This window comes from Rhodophyticola sp. CCM32, assembly GCF_004751985.1.
Taxonomy (GTDB): Bacteria; Pseudomonadota; Alphaproteobacteria; order Rhodobacterales; family Rhodobacteraceae; genus Rhodophyticola.
Window position 1 is genome coordinate 980,476 of sequence record NZ_CP038492.1, and the last position, 17,878, is coordinate 998,353.

Consider the following 17,878-nt stretch of genomic DNA (forward strand, 5'->3'; position numbering starts at 1 on the left):
TCTGGGAAAACACTCGATGCGACAAAAGACCACCGACCCAATTTTCCAAGCCGATGAAGGTCTTGCAATTCATGGGGGCACTCCCGCACGTGCCGAGGCAATCTTTACCGGTGTTTGGCCATCAAATAATGCGCGCGCTCAGGTTGCTGAGATGATGAACTCGGGGCTACTTTCGAATTACTATTCTGGTCCATGGGCGCGAAAGTTTGAACGTGCCTTTGCTGCCTATTTTGGTCCGGAGTATCGAGGCGTTTCTGTCAACTCCGGCACATCGGCGCTGCACCTTGCACTGACAGCTGCGGACATTGGCTCGGGTGATGAGGTCATCGTCCCGGCATTCTGTTTCGTCGCGGCGGTGACAGCCATCGTCCAGAATGGCGCTATTCCTGTGATCTGCGATGCCGAACCCGCTTCACTGACAATGTCCGCCGACCGGATCAAGGAGTTGATTACTCCGCGTACTAAAGCCGTTCTGGTCGTACACTTCTGGGGCCACCCTGCAGAGATGGATGCCATCACCAAGCTCTGCCATGATAATGGCGTGAACCTAATCGAAGACTGTGCGCAGGCCTTCGGCGCGCAGGTTCTTGGTCAATCTGTCGGCACCTTTAGTGATTTCGTAACCTACGCCTTTTCGGTGCGCAAACACATCTCTTGCGGCGAAGGCGGCATGGTCATGTGCAATGGCGAAGCGCATCACGAGCGATTGCGCGTGCTGGCTAACTACGGCAAGGGTCCAGATTGGGATGACTACGACAGCGCCGGTTTCAGCTACAGAATGGCGGAGTTTCCAGCCATTGTGGGCCTAGATGGACTTGCGCGCCTCGATGACGAGATCGCTGCGCGTCAATATGCCGGTGATTGCTACGCCCAAGTTCTGCCCCGCGAAGGGCTGGAGCCTGTGGTCGACCCAGCCTGGGGTAGAAGTGCTTTTTTCAAGTGTCCGGTCATGGTGCCGGATTCCGCAAAGAAAATCCGCGGGGAACTAGTCAAGGCCATTGGTGCTGAGAACATTAGCTGCCGCATCCCGCACCGCCCGCTTTTCCGGATTGAATGGTTGAATGCCTACCTTCAAGAAAAAGGTGCCTTGATGACTGCTGACGACTGCCCGATCGCTCGTGATGCCCATCCCCGCCTTATCGAGCTCGAAACAGGGCCCCATCTTCCTCCTCCAGAGGTCGCCGTAAGCTGCGAAGGAGCACTCAAAGTCTGGCGCCACTTTGCCAATTCGGGCTCGTAAACCCTTATGTCCCGCCCCCTATCACGCACTGCTAAGACACTCGTCATTGCTGCCTGCCACTTTGGCTGGGGCAGTCTTGGCAAGCTCAGGCTGATACTCGAAGAGCTTCCGCCGCATCGGTTGATACTGTACGATATGCCGCCGATGACCACAAAAATCCTTTCGCTAGAAGCTATGCACCACGAGATTGTCAGCAGTCCGCCCGCGACAGCTGACGCTGCACTCGTCATTAATGATCCAGGCCAGGCCAATGCTTTGGTCGGCCTTGGCCTCGCTGTCGTCTACGTCGACAGTCTGCCTTATATGTGGGCGAGCGTGGATGAAGTGCCCGCGGCCGGTACCACTGTTGTCTACTGCGCGCAGCGATACCCGAAGGATGTGCTGCCGCTCGCCGCCTGCCTTGCCTCACGGCCAGATTTGCGCTGGGTTGATCCTATAGTCCCAGGCTCGCACCGCCGGACGGGCGGAGCAGGAGTGTTGGTCAACGTTGGCGGGGTGCACAGCCACCTTTCGGGAGATAACACGTTCGACTATGTGGAGCTTGTGTTGCCTGGTGTCCTCGACGGTCTCGCGGAAGCCGGGGTGCAGGTGGCTGGTGTGTGCGGCAACATCGGTGGCGACTGGGAGGCTGAGGTGAAAGTGCGCTTCGGTAATGCTGTCGCCACTGGCGTGCAGAGCGGTTCTGTCTTTGAGCGTCTTCTCAAGAGCTGCGACTTGTTGGTGACATCGCCCGGCAGTACCACTGTCTTGCATGCGATGCAGATCGACTTGCCTACACTGCTTCTTCCGCCGCAGAATCTCAGCCAAATACTGAACGCGCAGCTCTACCTTAGGGCCGACAGCACTGCCTTTTCGTGGCCCGAAAGCGTGCTCTCGATGCCCTCAATTGCCGCGCTGCGACCCATGGGCGAAGAAGCCGTCGTTCATGCCATCTACTCTGCCCTTTCCAAGGCTCGGCGGGATGAGTTGCTTAGTAATGAGACCACTGAATACCTGCGTAGCGCATTCAACCCGATTCAAGCCGAAGGTCACACCTGCACTTTCTTCGACCGCGATGGAGCCCGTGGAGCACACCAGGTGGCGCAGATCGTGCGGCAGGTTTGCCTCGCTCCTTTTGCGTTTACCAAAGGATCTTCCTGAGCCATGGGCGACCGCGATATCGTGCTGGTAATTCGCCACCATGGCTTGGGTGACCTGATGACGGCACAACCGGCGCTGCGGGCGTTGCGGCGCGCCTACCCAAACCACTGGCTCGTTACGACCTGCCCATCTTGGCTATGCGATTTGGCGCGGCGCCTAGAGTGCGCGGATGAGTTCATTCAAGACCAACCGCATAAAGGCACTATCGGTCCGACCGATCATCAGGCTGCCGACCCCGAAATCCTAGCAAAAGTTTCCGCGCTTAAGGGCCGAGTGGACCGGCTTGTCTCGCTCCGCACCCCTGGGCCCGAATTGTTGCCGCTGATCGATGCAGTCTCACCTAAGCACGTTCTGAGTTATCGTTACCCCTTGTTACCCCAAGCTCGGACCTCTCCTGACCTCGATTTTGCCGACCCCATTCATACTCGCTGGGCACGGCTGTTGATCAAGTGGGATGTCCATCCGAATCCTAAAGAACTGTTTTTACGTGAACTGCAGCCGCTCAATCCTAGCGCTCCTGTAATTATTCATACCGGCGCTGGTAGCCCCGCCCGGTTGTGGCCGGAGGATCGTTGGGCTGAGGTCATCCAATGGCTTGCCGCGGACGGTTGGGGGGTCTTACTCACGGGTACCGAGCGCGAAAGGGCGCGCATCACCAGAATTGCAGAACTTGCGCTGCTGAGTGAGCAGTGCATTGCTGCGGGCGAAACGACGGCCTGTGGCATGCTGGACCTTGTCGCTGGTGCCACCTGTGTCGTCTCAGTCGACAGCGGCGTAGCGCATTTGGCTACTGCCCTGCGCACCCGTGCAGTGACGCTTTTCGGCCCAGTCCCGCCTGCCTGCTGGGGTCCCCCGGCGCAATGCACAGAACACATGACGCTCTGGACCGGGCAGGAGAATAATCCTTATGGAGAGACTACGGACAAAGGGCTGCTTCAAATCTGGCCGCAAGACGTGACCGAAGCACTGAGGCAGGCATTGAGCTTCGTTCGGCCTGAATCTCATGCCGTCTAACCCGCCGCTCATCCTTGTGACGAACGACGATGGGCCGGATACGCCCGGTCTTCTGGCCGCTGTCGAGGTAGCGCGGCGGTTGGGTGAGCCGCTGGTTGTCTGCCCAACCGAGAACCAGACTTGCATGTCGCGCGCATACTTGCGGCATCCGAATGCGGGCGCGATCAACCCACACCACTTCCCAACTTCGGGCGGTGACGTAGCTGGCTATACTGTTTCGGGCGCGCCTTGTCAGGTCGTCTCGCACGCACTTATAGAACTAGCGCCACGTCAGCCAGATATCTGCTTGTGTGGCATCAACAAAGGCGAGAACCTGGGCTATACAGTGCACTTGAGCGGGACGGTCGCGGCGGCGGCAGAGGCGGCCAACCACGGCGTGCCCGGCTTGGCCGTGAGCTTGGGAGACGATGGCGCTCATTTCGGGGTCGCATTGGACCACTCCCTTTGGGCCTACCCTATTGACGTTACCACCGAGCTTGTACTCTTGGCACTAAAACACGGACTCGGCCCGGGCGTCTCTTGCCTTAACGTCAACATCCCGAGCGACGCCGAAGCAAGTGCCGGCTGGCGTGTCTGTCCGCAAAGCTCAATGGACCCTTACCGCCCACAAGCACCAGGCGTCCGCGATCTGGCTGCGCCGCACCAATTCACCTTCGCCGCGGCCTACACCGAAGACCAGATCGTGGAAGGTTCCGATCTGGACGTTTTCTGGCGCCAGCGGAGCGTTGCCGTTACCCCGCTCGCCTTCGATCTCACCGCGAGAGGCAGCGGTGGCAACGTTGTTCAGCCATTCGCAAACCTACCTTCAGGTCAAAGGTTATGACCCCGTCGTTACGCATCCTGCAAATCGCTACAACGCTGCATGAGCCCTGCGGCATCGGCTATTTCGCGCAGCGGATGGGGACTGCGCTCAGCAAAGCGGGTGCACAAGTGCGTACGGTCGACGGCTTCGTCGAACAGCAAGCCGATGTGATTATCGTCCACCACCACGGCGAACTCGTGCCAAGTGCCACATTGCGCGCATTTGCCTACCAAGCCCGCGCGCCGGTCGTCCTAATGCCGCACGACGATACGTGCGGGTCGCTTTATGGCGATGTTTCTGCCGTCGTTGCGCTCACGCCCGAACTCATCGCCGGGGCCAAACGATCCTATTGGTTCCCGCATCCCTCCGAGACATTCCGGACGGGAACCGCCCGCTCCAAATTGCGCGAAAGGTATGGCTTGCCCAAGGAAAAGCTGATCCTTGGAACCAACGGATTCCTAAAGTACGAACGTAGCTTCGATATAGTTACCGCGGCAGTGCTGAAAGCTCTCCCGGAGGTCGCTGTTTCTCTCGTACTTAGCCCCTGGAGGCTGCCCTCTCCTGGTCTGTTAGAAAAGCTTGTTGTACTTTGCGAGTCGCACCCTGGTAGGCTTAATCTAGCTTACGAGAAATGGAGCGACCAGGAGCGCTTCGACCGCCTTCGCGCGTGCGATCTCCTTTGGTGCTGGGTCGATGCGCCGTCTTCTCCATACGCCAGCGGCGTCGTCTCAGATCAATACGCCTCGGGTACCCGCTTGGTCACCACCGACAAATCCCAACATCGACACGTTCTCTCATTGCCAAATGTTGTGACAGCCCCACCAAACCTCGAAGGTTTCCTCGATACTTTGATTGCCGCCGCCCGCCAGCCATGCCTCCGGCACGACCCTGAGGTCATCGCCTGGGAGCGGCAGATGCCGGGGCTGTTGGAGTTTTTGGAGTCGCTTACCTAAATGCTGGGAACAGTAACTAATGCTACCCGTGGTATTTCAGCGTATTACGTATTCCCAGTCCAATTAGGAATATGAAGAGCGCTGATATGAGGCCCTGACTTAGGCAGCGGACTCATAAAACTGGCACCATAGCCTGACGGATGCGAGTTTGATCATCGCCAAGAAGTTGGCAGATGTCTTTTCGTATCGGGTTGCGATGCGGCGGAAGGAAGCTTTGAGGCGGCCAAAGAACCGCTCGATCTTGTTGCGCTCGCGATAGATATCGACGTCGAACTCGGCGGGCAGTTTGCGGTTGGATTTGGACGGGATGACGTCGATGGCGCCCTGTTCCCAGATCATCTTGCGGATCGAATCCGCGTCATATGCCTTGTCAGCCAGAACGTATTGGCCAGGTTGCAGCCCGTCCAAAAGCTGTTCGCATGGGGGTGCATCGTGGGCTTGGCCCGGCGTCAGTTCATAGCGGATCGGCAACCCGTCCTGATTGGTAAGTGCATGTATTTTCGTGGTTAACCCACCCCGCGACCGGCCCATGCAACGACGCGGGTCGTTTTTTTGAGCGTCGCTGCAGAATGGTGAACCCGAACCGATGTGCCATCCACCATCACGGTGTCGATATTGTGCGCATCGGCGACCGCCTCCATTACCCGATCCCAAATGCCCGCATAAGTCCATCGGTTGAAACGGTTGTAGATCGTTGTGTAGGGGCCGTATTGATCGGGCAAATCGCGCCACGGGATGCCTGTGCGCAAGACATAGAAGATGCCATTGATCACACGCCGATCATCGACACGCTTAACCCCTCGGCTGTTATTTGGGAGCACTGCTTTGATGAACTCCCACTCCAAATCGCTCAAATCTGACCGCGCCATTCCACTGCTCCGCATATTGTCTTGCGGGAAATGAATCATAACAGGCTGGAAACGTGAAGCTCTTTGTAAGTACGCTGCCTAGAAGTCCAAATTAGCGAGGGTCCTCTTTCATTTCTTTTTTGGCGGCTTGCTAGATTTGCTAGGCTTGAGAGACGGTGTATTCCCTGGTGTGGTTTTGTTGTCACGACGGCGCTGATCTGGTTTCCCTGTTGATTTTGCTATCGGCTTTGGTCCTGGTTTAAGGGCCATGAATGCTCTCCATTTTTTCGGTCTAAAATTAAGCCTGCACGTTCTTTCTGGCTGGATGATACGGCACAGCGACACTGTGTGAGTGTCCACTCGAGTTCTGACTTAAGTCAAGGTCAAATGGATATTCATACACTACCAACAAAGGCGCGTTGCACCGTTGTCGAGGTGCTTACCACTCGGTGGCAGCATCCGGATCATCTCAGGGTCAAACCAGATCGAAAGCGATCCGCGTTGCTTCAAAGCTGCGTTATACGACGGCCAGTTCTTGGGCTTGTACGTCGACGGGACCCAACTGCTCATGATCCCCAGCTATCATGCTGGCTTCATACAGTGAACCCCTAAGCCATTTGTGCAACAAAGCCACCTGCCTCCTGAGTTCCCGCGGTCTTCAGTTGGCTCTGTTCAGGTTCTATCTTGCTGTAATGTGAGACGTCTGGGTATTTAACGGGGCGATCGACAGGGCCTTGCGGGTCACGCGCAGTGTTTCCAGAAATCTCTGGGACGCGGCAATGCGGTCTTCCACCTCGGCAATCTTGTCCGCAAGAAAGGCGTCGCCATCGAAACTGTCTGAATCTTCGGCCGCCAGTTGAGATAGAATGATCGACAGATCCCCGATACTTACGCCTGCGGCCTGTGCATCACGCACGACCTCCAAAGTCAGAACCGCCTCTTCGGGATAAGACTTGTAGTTGTTCTCACCCTCACGTGTGTCAGCGCTGATAAGCCCATTGCGTTCATAAAACCGTATGGCATCGCGGCTGAATCCGCTGCGTTTTGCAAGTTCGCCGATCCGCATGTCTAAAACCGTTGACTGTTGTCCATTGTTTATAGTTTACTGTTTTGCAGCAGCGGATCAAGGAGAGATATGTGGGACAGCGGTGCCAGAGTTGTGGAATGCCCCTGAACAAAGACCCCGAAGGTGGGGGGCGCGAGGCGGATGGCCGCCGCAGTGCCACATATTGCTCGCTATGCTATGACGCAGGCTCTTTTCGGCATCCCGATGTCTCCGTTGAGGAATTTCAGGCCCATTGTGTCGATGCACTTACGGCCAAGGGCATGCCGCGCATCATGGCCTGGGCCTTTACGCGCACAATTCCAAAACTGGATCGCTGGAGGCCGTGATGCCGCAAACCTGCCTCCGGGAAACGCGCCTTTGCCGCAGCTCCTTTGGTTGACCGGCCTGCGTGCCGGGGATAGACGTGACCCTAACCGGACCGATGGTCCTCAGGCGTGCGTAACGGCCCAGGAGATCACAGGTGGAAGACCTGCTTAGAGACTATGCCCCGATCCTCATTTTAATGTGTCTTGCCATCGGTTTGGGGATTGTGCTGATTCTGGCTGCGGTGGTTCTTGCCGTTCGCAACCCGGACCCCGAAAAGGTCAGCGCTTATGAATGTGGTTTCAATGCATTCGACGATGCGCGGATGAAATTTGACGTGCGGTTCTATCTTGTGGCGATCCTGTTCATCATTTTCGACCTTGAGGTCGCGTTCCTGTTCCCATGGGCGGTGGCCTTCGCGGATATCTCGATGGTCGGGTTCTGGTCGATGATGGTGTTTCTGGCGGTGCTGACCATCGGTTTTGCCTATGAGTGGAAGAAAGGAGCGCTGGAATGGGAGTGATGACCGGCGCGAATACGGCGGGCGGCGACCGCGAGGTGGCGACCCAGGATCTGAACCGGGAGCTTCAGGACAAGGGGTTTCTGCTGACCTCGACCGAGGATATCATCAACTGGGCGCGCACCGGCTCGCTGCACTGGATGACCTTCGGGCTGGCCTGCTGCGCGGTCGAGATGATGCACACCTCCATGCCGCGCTATGATGCGGAACGGTTCGGGATCGCACCGCGGGCATCCCCGCGCCAGTCCGATGTGATGATCGTGGCCGGCACGCTGACCAATAAAATGGCCCCGGCACTCCGCAAGGTCTATGACCAGATGCCCGAGCCGCGCTATGTGATCTCGATGGGGTCCTGTGCCAATGGTGGCGGCTATTACCATTACAGCTATTCCGTTGTGCGGGGCTGCGACCGGATCGTGCCGGTGGATATCTATGTGCCCGGCTGCCCGCCGACCGCCGAGGCGCTTCTATATGGAATCCTGCAACTGCAACGCAAAATCCGCCGCACCGGAACCATCACGCGTTAAGGCGTTTGACGCCTCTGAGGAATGACTGATATGAGCGATGCCCTGCGCGAACTGGCCGAGTATATTGCCGAGAAACAGGCCGATGCCGTGGTCGGGACGTCGATTGCCTTTGGGGAATTGTCGATCGAGATCACCGCGACCGAGGCGGATGAATTCATCGAGTTTCTGAAAGCCGACCGGAATTGCGGGTTTTCCACCCTGATCGACATCACCGCGGTGGACCATCCGACCCGGGACAAACGGTTCGATCTGGTCTGGCATTTCCTGTCCATGTATCAAAACCACCGCATCCGGGTGACGGCGCAGCTGCGCGCCGATCAGATCGTGCCGTCGATCACCGGTATCCACCCCTCGGCCGACTGGTATGAGCGTGAGGTGTTCGATATGTTCGGCATCCTGTTCTCAGGCCATCCCGATCTGCGGCGGATTCTGACCGATTACGGCTTTCGCGGCCATCCGCTGCGCAAGGATTTCCCGACCACGGGCTATACCGAGGTGCGGTATGACGAGAAGCTGAAACGCGTGGTCTATGAGCCGGTGAACCTGGTGCAGGAATACCGGCAGTTCGATTTCATGAGCCCCTGGGAAGGGGCCGAATACATCCTTCCCGGCGATGAGAAATCCGAGGAGGCAGCGAAATGATGGATGGCGGCAAGGATATCGGGCGCGGCTATCAGGACGCGCGGACCGGTGAACAGCAGATCCGCAATTTCAACATCAATTTCGGGCCGCAACACCCGGCGGCCCATGGTGTGCTGCGGCTGGTGCTGGAACTGGACGGGGAGATTGTGGAGCGCTGCGATCCCCATATCGGCCTCTTGCACCGGGGCACCGAAAAGCTGATGGAAAGCCGGACCTATCTGCAGAACCTGCCCTATTTCGACCGGCTGGATTATGTGGGCACGATGAACCAGGAACATGCCTGGTGTCTGGCCATCGAGAGGCTGACCGGCACCGAGGTGCCGCGCCGGGCGCAACTGATCCGGGTCCTGTATTGCGAGATCGGGCGGATTCTGAACCATCTGCTGAACGTGACCACCCAGGCGATGGATGTGGGCGCGCTGACCCCGCCGCTCTGGGGGTTCGAGGAACGCGAAACGCTGATGACGTTCTATGAACGCGCCAGCGGTGCCCGGCTGCATGCGGCCTATTTCCGGCCCGGTGGCGTGCATCAGGACGTGCCGCCGGATCTGGTGGAGGATATTGACAGCTGGGCGAAAAAATTCCCCAGAGTGCTGAATGATATTGATGAGCTTCTGACCGAGAACCGGATTTTCAAGCAACGCAACGCCGATATCGGCATTGTCACCGAAGAGGATATCCAGAACTGGGCCTTCTCGGGGGTGATGGTGCGCGGCTCGGGCCTGGCCTGGGATCTGCGGCGCGCGCAGCCCTATGAATGTTATGACGAGTTCGACTTCCAGATCCCCGTGGGCAGGAACGGCGATTGTTATGACCGCTATCTCTGCCGCATGGCCGAGATGCGGGAATCGATCAAAATCATCCATCAGGCCTGCGAGAAACTGCGCAATGAACCCGGCGAGGTGATGGCGCGCGGCAAGATGACCCCGCCCACACGCGGCGACATGAAAACCTCGATGGAGGCTTTGATCCACCATTTCAAACTCTACACCGAAGGGTTCCACGTGCCCGAGGGGGAAGTCTATGCCGCCGTCGAGGCGCCCAAGGGCGAGTTTGGCGTCTATCTGGTGGCCGATGGCAGCAACAAACCCTACCGCGCCAAACTGCGCGCGCCGGGCTATCCGCATTTGCAGGCGATGGATTACCTCTGCAAGGGGCACCAGCTGGCGGATGTGTCGGCAGTGCTGGGCTCGCTCGATATCGTGTTTGGCGAGGTGGATCGGTAATATTCCCCATGCTTCTCTGCTTGATAAATATCCCCGCCGGAGGCATCTGCGCATGCCACGCAAGCCCCGGCTTGATGCATAAGGACCGCGCCTGACATGCTCCGTCGTCTTCACCCGGATCAGCCCGAGAGTTTTGCTTTCACGCCCGCCAATCAGGCCTGGGCCGAGGCGCAGATCACCAAATACCCCGAGGGCCGTCAGGCCAGCGCGATCATTCCGCTGCTCTGGCGCGCGCAGGAGCAGGAGGGCTGGCTGACCCGGCCCGCAATCGAACATGTCTGCGATATGCTAGGGCTGGCCCATATAAGGGGGCTTGAGGTTGCGACCTTCTACTTCATGTTCCAGCTGCAACCGGTTGGATCTGTTGCCCATATCCAGATCTGCGGCACGACCTCCTGCATGATCTGCGGCGCCGAAGACCTGATCGGCACCTGCCAGGACAAGATCGCCAAACGGCCCCATCAACTGTCTGCTGATGGTAGGTTCTCCTGGGAAGAGGTGGAATGCCTTGGCGCCTGTACCAACGCGCCCATGGCGCAGATCGGCAAGGATTATTACGAGGATCTGACATCTGAAAAACTGGTCTGGATCCTTGACGAGATGGCCGCAGGCCGGGTGCCCACACCGGGGCCGCAGAACGGGCGCTACGCGTCGGAACCGGCCAGCGGGCTGACCTCGCTGAAAGCCCATGAGACGGGCCGGGACAGCCTGAACATCTCGGCCAGACGGGCCACGGATATCGGCGACACGATCAAACGGATCGACGGGACCGAAGTGCCGCTGATCGCCAATTGGGGCCGCCAGTCCGGGGATGTGGCCACTGCACCCGCGCCTGCGAAGCCTGCAACCAAACGGAAAGCGGCCCCAAAACCTGCGCCCAAGCCTGCTGCGCCTGCGAGTGTGGCAGAAAGCGCGCCCGAGACTCTGAAAGCGCCCCGGGGCGGTGTGGCCGATGATCTCAAGAAAATCACCGGCGTTGGCCCGAAACTGGAAGGACTGCTGAACGAAATGGGGTTCTGGCATTTCGACCAGATCGCCGCCTGGACCCCGGAACAGATCGCCTGGGTCGATGCGCGGCTGACCTTCAAAGGCCGGATCGAACGGGATGATTGGGTCTCTCAGGCCCAAAGCCTTGCATCTGCATAGAAGACGCTTCAAACTTCCTGTATTAAACCCGTGATCGCATGATGGCGGATCATATTTGCGAGGAGTGATGGGATGACTTCAAAAGACAGCGGTATGAGCTGCCCGGTCTTGAGTTTTATAATCGGTGGGGCGATCGGGCTTTCCCTGGGTGTCTTGCTGATCATTTTTGGTGACTGGAGGCTGTTGTCGGCCCTTCTTGTCGCGATTGTCATCGGTGCGGTTCTGGGCATCGGGTTCATGATGTTCCTCTGTGGCGAAACCTCAACACCAGCCGCATCCGAGGCCCCAATGCCTGCCCCGGAAACGCCGGTACCGCCTCCTCCCGCGTCGGCCCCTGAACCTGCACCGGCGCCTGCAGCCACCACACCACCGGCTGCGAGTTCTGCGCCTGATCCTGCCGAAGCTGGCACACGCCCCGCTGGTATGGATACCGCACGCGGTGGCCAGCCTGATGATCTGAAACGGATCAAGGGGGTGGGCCCGAAGCTGGAGCAGCAACTGTTTTCGCTGGGCTTTCACCATTTCGACCAGATCGCCGCCTGGACCGCAGCAGAGGTCGCCTGGGTCGATGACAATCTGAAAGGCTTCAAGGGCCGGGTCAGCCGCGACAACTGGGTTGAACAGGCGACGCTGTTGGCCGCAGGGGGTGAGACAGAATTCTCTAAGAAAGTTGACGAAGGGGATGTATACTAGGCTGCTATGGGAGGGTATCTGTGACCACCGCTTTAGGAGAGCGCTATGAAAATGGCAGAAAACCTGTGGCTGGGGGCGTTAACGGCCCAGCAAAACCTTCTTCACATCGTCAACTTTTCCGGCGCCTTTTATGGCACGGCGGCCTTGCAGGGGCTTAATCTGGGCTTAAGCGCCCCGTTGAATTTCTGGTCCGCCCTGTCGCGGGTCGATGCGCCCCGGGAAGCCAATCTGGACACAACCCCGCTGGACACAGCCCCGCCGGAAGAGGCTGCACCATCCCCCCCGATGCCTGAGCCGGTGGCCATGTCCAGCCCGCATCTTCTGGATGCGCCCCGGGGCGGCGTTGCCGATGATCTGACATCAATTTCAGGCATTGGTGCGAAACTGGCCCTGACGCTGAATGAATTCGGCATCTATCATTATGACCAGATCGCCACGCTGGATGAGACGGGCATCGACTGGCTGAACAATCAGCAATCGGGTTTCAAGGCGCTTGTGGCGCGGTTCGATCTGATCGGGCAGGCCAAAGATCTGACGGCAGGGTGATTCACATATTGGCGGGGTCGCAAGGCCCCCCATGCCATACCCGAGCTTGCATCAACGGCCCGGGGATACGACCCCGCACCAAGCGGATCAGGAGCGTGCTATGACTTTTGACTGGCATTCCGACCCGATTTTCCGTGAGACATCTGTAACCGTTCACTACAGGAATACTCAAAATGTCCGCCGGTTTCTCATTTCGGAATGTGGGGGTGATTTTAAATTTGACCGTCCATTCATGTCTTGGATCAAGGATGGGACGGACAAGACAATGGGTGACGTTGTGAAGGAATGGAAAAAGCGCAACGGGGTCACGTGACACATGCAAGGCCAACCTGACCCCGACCGCCGCAATCTGCGCCAGATTCGTCTGGCGGCGATTGTCATGGCTGCAACCATGGTGATCTGGATGGGTGCGCAACTGCTTGGCCGCAATCTGGGCCTGCCCGTGCGCTATGTGTTTTTGTTCGACCTTGCGGCAATCGCGGCTCTGGTCTGGGCTATGTTTGTGACGTATCAGGTGCATAAGGCGCGGCGCGGTCAAACCTCGCAGGGCGCGACAGACAAGGACAAATAGATGCTCCAGGACAAAGACCGGATTTTCACCAATCTGTACGGCATGCATGACCGGACGCTGGCAGGGGCCAGGGCGCGGGGCCATTGGGATGGCACCGACAAGATCGTGCAGCTTGGCCGGGACAAGATTGTGGAGATCATGAAAGCCAGCGGGCTGCGCGGGCGCGGCGGAGCCGGGTTTCCGACTGGTCTGAAATGGTCGTTCATGCCCAAGGAAAGCGATGGTCGCCCGTCCTATCTGGTTGTGAACGCGGATGAATCCGAGCCCGGCACCTGCAAGGACCGCGAGATCATGCGCAATGACCCCCATACGCTGATCGAGGGGTGTCTGATCGCCAGTTCCGCGATGGGGGCCAATGTCAGCTACATCTATATCCGGGGTGAATATATCCGCGAACGCGAGGCGCTGCAGGCCGCAATTGACGAATGTTACGACAATGGGCTGCTTGGCAAAAACGCCGCCGGATCGGGCTGGGATTTTGACCTTTATCTGGCCCATGGGGCAGGGGCCTATATCTGTGGCGAGGAAACGGCACTTCTGGAAAGCCTGGAAGGCAAGAAGGGCATGCCGCGCATGAAGCCGCCATTCCCTGCCGGCGCGGGGCTTTATGGCTGCCCGACGACAGTGAACAATGTGGAATCGATTGCCGTTGTGCCAACGATCCTGCGGCGCGGGGCCGAATGGTTTTCAAGCTTTGGCCGCCCCAATAATGTGGGCACCAAGCTGTTTGCGATCTCGGGCCATGTGAACACCCCTTGTGTCGTCGAAGAGGCGATGAGCATCCCCTTTGATGAACTGATTGATCGCCATTGCGGCGGTATCCGCGGCGGCTGGGACAATCTGAAAGCGGTGATCCCCGGCGGGTCCTCGGTGCCCTGCCTGCCCGGTGAGGTGATGCGCAAGGATGCGATCATGGATTTCGACTGGCTGCGCGAACAACGCTCGGGCCTTGGCACGGCAGCGGTCATCGTGATGGACAACTCGACGGATATCATCAAGGCGATCTGGCGGTTGGCGGCGTTCTACAAGCATGAAAGCTGTGGCCAGTGCACGCCCTGTCGGGAAGGCACCGGCTGGATGATGCGGGTCATGGACCGGCTGGTCAGAGGCGAGGCAGAGGTTGAAGAGATCGACATGCTGCTGGACGTCACCAAACAGGTGGAAGGTCACACGATCTGCGCCCTGGGCGATGCGGCGGCCTGGCCTATCCAGGGGCTGATCCGCCATTTCCGGGACGAGATCGAAGACCGGATCAGGCATAAACGCGGGGCGGCCATCGCGGCGGAATAACATCCGTCTGCCATGGTAAGCTCACCCCCATAGCGTTTCGAATAATAAATACCGGATACAGCATGCGGATGTCAGGGACGGCATGTGGCCTGTAAATTGATTCGCCCCTGTGCCGGGCGCGGCATCTGAGTCACAGGTTTTTGGCCTGCTGGCGCGCTGTAAACAGGCAGTCGGGCAGAGCTGTCTGGCACACATATATTTGTGCCGGCGGCCTGCATCCCATCTTGGCGCGAATGCCCTTTTCGGGCAGGGAAAGGCGGTGGTGACTTGTCTTCACGGGCTGTTCAGGCCTGTTCCCTTACAAGGAGCAATTTCAGGCCTGATCCTGCTTTGGCCGGGGCGTGTTATTGAATATCATGCCCCCCGACACCCAGATCAGAGCAGTGGTAAGACCCGATTTTGTAAGGGATTTGAAATGCGACATTATGGGAAAGTGCTGATTGTCTGCCTGCTGGTGTCCGGCTTTGGCCTGCTGACCTCGATGGCGATGGCACAGAATGAACGCTGGCAGGGTCTGCGCGACGATCCACAGATCGCAAGCGGGGTTCTGGTCGCCGCCATCGGGCGGATTGTTGAGGATAATTGCACTGATATTGAACGCCGCAACGGGCGGGCGCGGCTGGCGGTCATTCCGATTTATAACCGGGCTGTATCGCTGGGCTATTCGCGCTCCGAGATTTTCGCCTATATCGACGATGAGACCGAAAAAGAGCGGGTCCGCGCCCAGGCACGGCAATGGCTGGCGGAGCGTGGCGCCTCGGAATCCGCGCCGGAAACCATCTGTCAGGTGGGGCGCGACGAAATTTCCGCCGGTTCTCCAATTGGCAGATTGCTTCGAGAGGGTTAGAAGGCATGGAACGGCACACCGGAGGGCAGAGCGAACCGGCCCCCGGACAGTGAAGGACCCGTAGCCATGAGCGACCTGCGCACCATCGTCATCGACGGAAATGAAGTTGAAGTGGATCCGGCGATGACCCTGATCCAGGCCTGTGAACAGGCGGGGGTGGAAATCCCCCGGTTCTGCTATCACGAGCGATTGTCGATTGCCGGGAATTGCCGGATGTGTCTGGTCGAGGTTGTGGGCGGCCCGCCGAAACCAACCGCCTCCTGCGCGATGCAGGTGAAAGACCTGCGCCCCGGCCCCGAAGGCCAGCCACCGGTGGTGAAAACCAACTCCCCCATGGTCAAGAAGGCCCGTGAAGGGGTGATGGAGTTTCTGCTGATCAACCACCCGCTGGATTGCCCGATCTGCGATCAGGGTGGCGAATGCGACCTTCAGGATCAGGCCATGGCCTATGGCGTTGATTTCTCGCGCTTCCGGGAGCCGAAACGCGCGGTGGACAACATGGATCTGGGGCCGCTGGTCGGCACCGCCATGACACGCTGCATTTCCTGCACCCGCTGCGTGCGCTTCATCACTGAGGTCGCGGGCATTCCTGAACTGGGTCAGACCGGGCGCGGCGAGGATAGCGAGATCACCTCTTATCTGGGTGCGACGCTTGACAGCGAAATGCAGGGAAATATCGTCGATCTTTGCCCTGTTGGGGCGCTGACCTCGAAACCCTATGCGTTCACGGCCCGCCCGTGGGAACTGACGAAGACCGAAACCATCGACGTGATGGACGCATTGGGGTCCAACATCCGTGTGGACACAAAGGGCCGCGAAGTGATGCGGATTCTGCCGCGCAATCATGACGGGGTGAACGAGGAATGGTTGAGCGACAAATCCCGCTATGTCTGGGACGGGTTGCGCCGGCAGCGGCTGGACCGGCCCTATATTCGCGAAAACGGCAAATTGCGCCCTGCAGGCTGGGCCGAGGCACTGACAGCCGCCGCGTCCGCCATGAAAGGCCGGAAACTGGCCGGTCTGGTGGGCGATCTGGCCCCGGTTGAGGCGGCTTTTGCCTTGAAACAGTTGATCGAGGGGCAGGGCGGCCATGTGGAATGCCGCACCGATGGGGCGAAACTGCCTGCGGGCAACCGGTCGGCCTATGTGGGCACTGCCGCGATTGAAGCTATCGACGATGCAAAATCCATCCTGCTGATCGGCACCAACCCGCGCCTTGAAGCGCCGGTGCTGAATGCGCGCATCCGCAAGGCCTGGCTGGGCGGGGCGTCTGTGGGGCTGGTCGGGCCGGCGGTCGATCTGACCTATGACTATGCGCATTTCGGCCCCGGTCGGGACGCTTTGACCACCAATCGTGACTGCGCCATCGACAATCTGAAGGCCAGCGGGCCGGGCCTTGTGATTGTGGGGCAGGGGGCGTTGCGTGACGCCGATGGCGAGGCCGTTCTGGCCTATGCGATGGATATCGCCGAGAAAGCGGGCGCGGGCCTTCTGGTTCTGCATTCAGCGGCGGGGCGCGTTGGCGCGATGGATGCAGGCTGCGTGACCGAAGGTGGCATGACAGCGGCGCTGGACGGGGCCGAGGTGATCTATAACCTTGGCGCCGATGAATGTGATCTGCCCGCTGGTCCGTTTGTGATCTATCAGGGTTCCCATGGGGACCGGGGGGCGCATCGGGCCGATATCATTCTGCCGGGCGCGGCCTATACCGAGGAACAGGGCCTGTTCGTCAACACCGAAGGCCGTCCGCAACTGGCCCTTCGGGCCGGGTTTGCACCGGGCGAGGCGAAAGAAAACTGGGCCATCCTGCGCGCGCTTTCCGCCGAGATGGAGGCGGTCTTGCCGTTTGACACGCTGGCGGCGCTGCGCATGGCGCTGGTGGCCGAGGTTCCGCATCTGGCGAAGATCGACATGGTGCCGGAAAACCCGTGGCACCTGCCAGAGGTGAAACCCCTTGGCAGGGCAGTATTCGCAAGCGCGTTCGGTGATCACTATCTGACCAACCCGATCACCCGGGCCAGCGTGTTGATGGCCGAATTAAGCGCCAATGCGAAGGCACGGGCCGCCCCACCGATCGCGGCAGAGTAAGGCCCGCCGGGCATGAACCGCCGCTGTCTTCCTCTGTCGGGTTTTGTCGCCTGTTGCGGGCTGGCGGGATGCGTCAGCAGTTTTCCGGTCGACGACCCGAACCGGGCGGCATTCTATGACGGGGTCGAGACCCGGTTGCTGGATGACGATCTGGTGAACTTTCATGTACAGATGACCGGCATGGCAACCCGGGCGGATGTTGAGGATTATGCCAAATGTGCCGCAGCGCAATATGCCCTGATCCGGGGCTATGGTTTTGCGCGACATGTGCGCACAAATGTGCAGGAAGAGGGTGGCGTTTGGCGTGGAGATGCGGTTTACACCATCTCACCGGCGCTCCCGCGAGGGTTGCAGACGCTTGACGCCGAAGTGGTGGCAGCGGCCTGCGCCGAGCAAGGTATACCGACGGTGTGAGG

At 59.1% G+C, this 17,878-nt stretch carries 20 protein-coding genes and 2 pseudogenes; 19 read left to right on the forward strand and 3 right to left on the reverse strand.

Annotated features, from left to right (window positions below; all coding sequences use genetic code 11):
- Positions 1 to 16 precede the first annotated feature (16 nt).
- The 5 genes from E2K80_RS04800 to E2K80_RS04820 all read left to right on the forward strand — a co-directional run bounded on the left by E2K80_RS04800 (position 17) and on the right by E2K80_RS04820 (position 5,149).
- Entirely contained in the window at positions 17 to 1,240 is a 1,224-nt protein-coding gene (locus E2K80_RS04800) for a DegT/DnrJ/EryC1/StrS family aminotransferase (protein ID WP_135373274.1), read from the forward strand.
- Between the two features lie 144 nt (positions 1,241 to 1,384).
- Positions 1,385 to 2,380 (forward strand): hypothetical protein, encoded by a 996-nt coding sequence (locus E2K80_RS04805; RefSeq protein WP_145988581.1) that lies wholly within the window; start codon positions 1,385 to 1,387, stop codon positions 2,378 to 2,380.
- Between the two features lie 3 nt (positions 2,381 to 2,383).
- Positions 2,384 to 3,394 (forward strand): glycosyltransferase family 9 protein, encoded by a 1,011-nt coding sequence (locus E2K80_RS04810; RefSeq protein ID WP_135373278.1) that lies wholly within the window; start codon positions 2,384 to 2,386, stop codon positions 3,392 to 3,394.
- Entirely contained in the window at positions 3,384 to 4,217 is an 834-nt protein-coding gene (gene surE / locus E2K80_RS04815) for a 5'/3'-nucleotidase SurE (protein ID WP_135373280.1), read from the forward strand. Before E2K80_RS04810 ends, surE begins: the two co-directional genes overlap by 11 nt.
- The gene (locus E2K80_RS04820) at positions 4,214 to 5,149 is read left to right on the forward strand and encodes a hypothetical protein (protein WP_135373282.1); all 936 of its coding nucleotides are present in this window, start codon (positions 4,214 to 4,216) and stop codon (positions 5,147 to 5,149) included. The genes surE and E2K80_RS04820 overlap by 4 nt, the downstream gene beginning before the upstream one ends.
- Before the next feature lie 99 nt (positions 5,150 to 5,248).
- Here the strand turns inward: E2K80_RS04820 and E2K80_RS04825 are convergent.
- From E2K80_RS04825 to E2K80_RS04835, 3 genes and pseudogenes are all read right to left on the reverse strand, one after another.
- Positions 5,249 to 6,057: pseudogene (locus tag E2K80_RS04825) on the reverse strand (IS5 family transposase).
- Positions 6,058 to 6,435: 378 nt separating this feature from the next.
- Positions 6,436 to 6,567 (reverse strand): annotated as a pseudogene (locus E2K80_RS04830) (IS5/IS1182 family transposase); the annotation flags it as partial.
- A 109-nt stretch (positions 6,568 to 6,676) separates the two neighbouring features.
- Positions 6,677 to 7,063, reverse strand: coding sequence for a MerR family transcriptional regulator (locus E2K80_RS04835; protein ID WP_135373284.1), 387 nt, complete (start codon positions 7,061 to 7,063; stop codon positions 6,677 to 6,679).
- Between the two features lie 71 nt (positions 7,064 to 7,134).
- Here E2K80_RS04835 and E2K80_RS04840 point away from each other — a divergent pair, with 71 nt between their 5' ends.
- The 14 genes from E2K80_RS04840 (at position 7,135) to E2K80_RS04905 (ending at position 17,876) form a co-directional block, all read left to right on the forward strand.
- Positions 7,135 to 7,389: a zinc ribbon domain-containing protein gene (locus tag E2K80_RS04840; protein WP_210405426.1), complete on the forward strand. Its 255-nt coding sequence runs from the start codon at positions 7,135 to 7,137 to the stop codon at positions 7,387 to 7,389.
- A gap of 134 nt (positions 7,390 to 7,523) precedes the next feature.
- Positions 7,524 to 7,889, forward strand: coding sequence for an NADH-quinone oxidoreductase subunit A (locus E2K80_RS04845; protein WP_135373288.1), 366 nt, complete (start codon positions 7,524 to 7,526; stop codon positions 7,887 to 7,889).
- Positions 7,889 to 8,413, forward strand: coding sequence for a NuoB/complex I 20 kDa subunit family protein (locus E2K80_RS04850; RefSeq protein ID WP_168193256.1), 525 nt, complete (start codon positions 7,889 to 7,891; stop codon positions 8,411 to 8,413). The genes E2K80_RS04845 and E2K80_RS04850 overlap by 1 nt, the downstream gene beginning before the upstream one ends.
- Positions 8,414 to 8,443: 30 nt before the next feature.
- Positions 8,444 to 9,055 carry an NADH-quinone oxidoreductase subunit C gene (locus tag E2K80_RS04855; protein ID WP_135373292.1) on the forward strand — a complete coding sequence of 204 codons (612 nt, stop codon included), beginning with the start codon at positions 8,444 to 8,446 and terminating at the stop codon, positions 9,053 to 9,055.
- Positions 9,055 to 10,281 (forward strand): NADH-quinone oxidoreductase subunit D, encoded by a 1,227-nt coding sequence (locus E2K80_RS04860; protein WP_135376480.1) that lies wholly within the window; start codon positions 9,055 to 9,057, stop codon positions 10,279 to 10,281. The genes E2K80_RS04855 and E2K80_RS04860 overlap by 1 nt, the downstream gene beginning before the upstream one ends.
- Before the next feature lie 96 nt (positions 10,282 to 10,377).
- Positions 10,378 to 11,427 carry an NADH-quinone oxidoreductase subunit NuoE gene (nuoE, locus tag E2K80_RS04865; protein ID WP_135373294.1) on the forward strand — a complete coding sequence of 350 codons (1,050 nt, stop codon included), beginning with the start codon at positions 10,378 to 10,380 and terminating at the stop codon, positions 11,425 to 11,427.
- A gap of 93 nt (positions 11,428 to 11,520) precedes the next feature.
- On the forward strand, positions 11,521 to 12,120 hold the full coding sequence (locus E2K80_RS04870; RefSeq protein WP_135373296.1) for a DUF2273 domain-containing protein: 600 nt from the start codon (positions 11,521 to 11,523) through the stop codon (positions 12,118 to 12,120).
- Positions 12,121 to 12,165: 45 nt separating this feature from the next.
- Complete coding sequence (locus E2K80_RS04875; protein ID WP_135373298.1) at positions 12,166 to 12,666, forward strand: hypothetical protein; 501 nt, start codon at positions 12,166 to 12,168, stop codon at positions 12,664 to 12,666.
- Positions 12,667 to 12,766: 100 nt separating this feature from the next.
- Entirely contained in the window at positions 12,767 to 12,979 is a 213-nt protein-coding gene (locus E2K80_RS04880; RefSeq protein WP_135373300.1) for a DUF6434 domain-containing protein, read from the forward strand.
- Positions 12,980 to 12,982: 3 nt separating this feature from the next.
- A complete protein-coding gene (locus E2K80_RS04885) occupies positions 12,983 to 13,237 on the forward strand; it encodes a DUF5337 domain-containing protein (RefSeq protein WP_135373302.1) in 255 nt (84 codons plus the stop codon).
- The gene (gene nuoF, locus E2K80_RS04890; protein WP_135373304.1) at positions 13,238 to 14,527 is read left to right on the forward strand and encodes an NADH-quinone oxidoreductase subunit NuoF; all 1,290 of its coding nucleotides are present in this window, start codon (positions 13,238 to 13,240) and stop codon (positions 14,525 to 14,527) included. It abuts the gene before it with no gap.
- A 415-nt stretch (positions 14,528 to 14,942) separates the two neighbouring features.
- Positions 14,943 to 15,374: a DUF5333 domain-containing protein gene (locus E2K80_RS04895; RefSeq protein WP_135373306.1), complete on the forward strand. Its 432-nt coding sequence runs from the start codon at positions 14,943 to 14,945 to the stop codon at positions 15,372 to 15,374.
- A 66-nt stretch (positions 15,375 to 15,440) separates the two neighbouring features.
- The gene (nuoG, locus tag E2K80_RS04900) at positions 15,441 to 17,462 is read left to right on the forward strand and encodes an NADH-quinone oxidoreductase subunit NuoG (protein WP_135373308.1); all 2,022 of its coding nucleotides are present in this window, start codon (positions 15,441 to 15,443) and stop codon (positions 17,460 to 17,462) included.
- 12 nt (positions 17,463 to 17,474) lie between these two features.
- Positions 17,475 to 17,876 carry a hypothetical protein gene (locus E2K80_RS04905; RefSeq protein WP_135373310.1) on the forward strand — a complete coding sequence of 134 codons (402 nt, stop codon included), beginning with the start codon at positions 17,475 to 17,477 and terminating at the stop codon, positions 17,874 to 17,876.
- Positions 17,877 to 17,878: the final 2 nt, after the last annotated feature.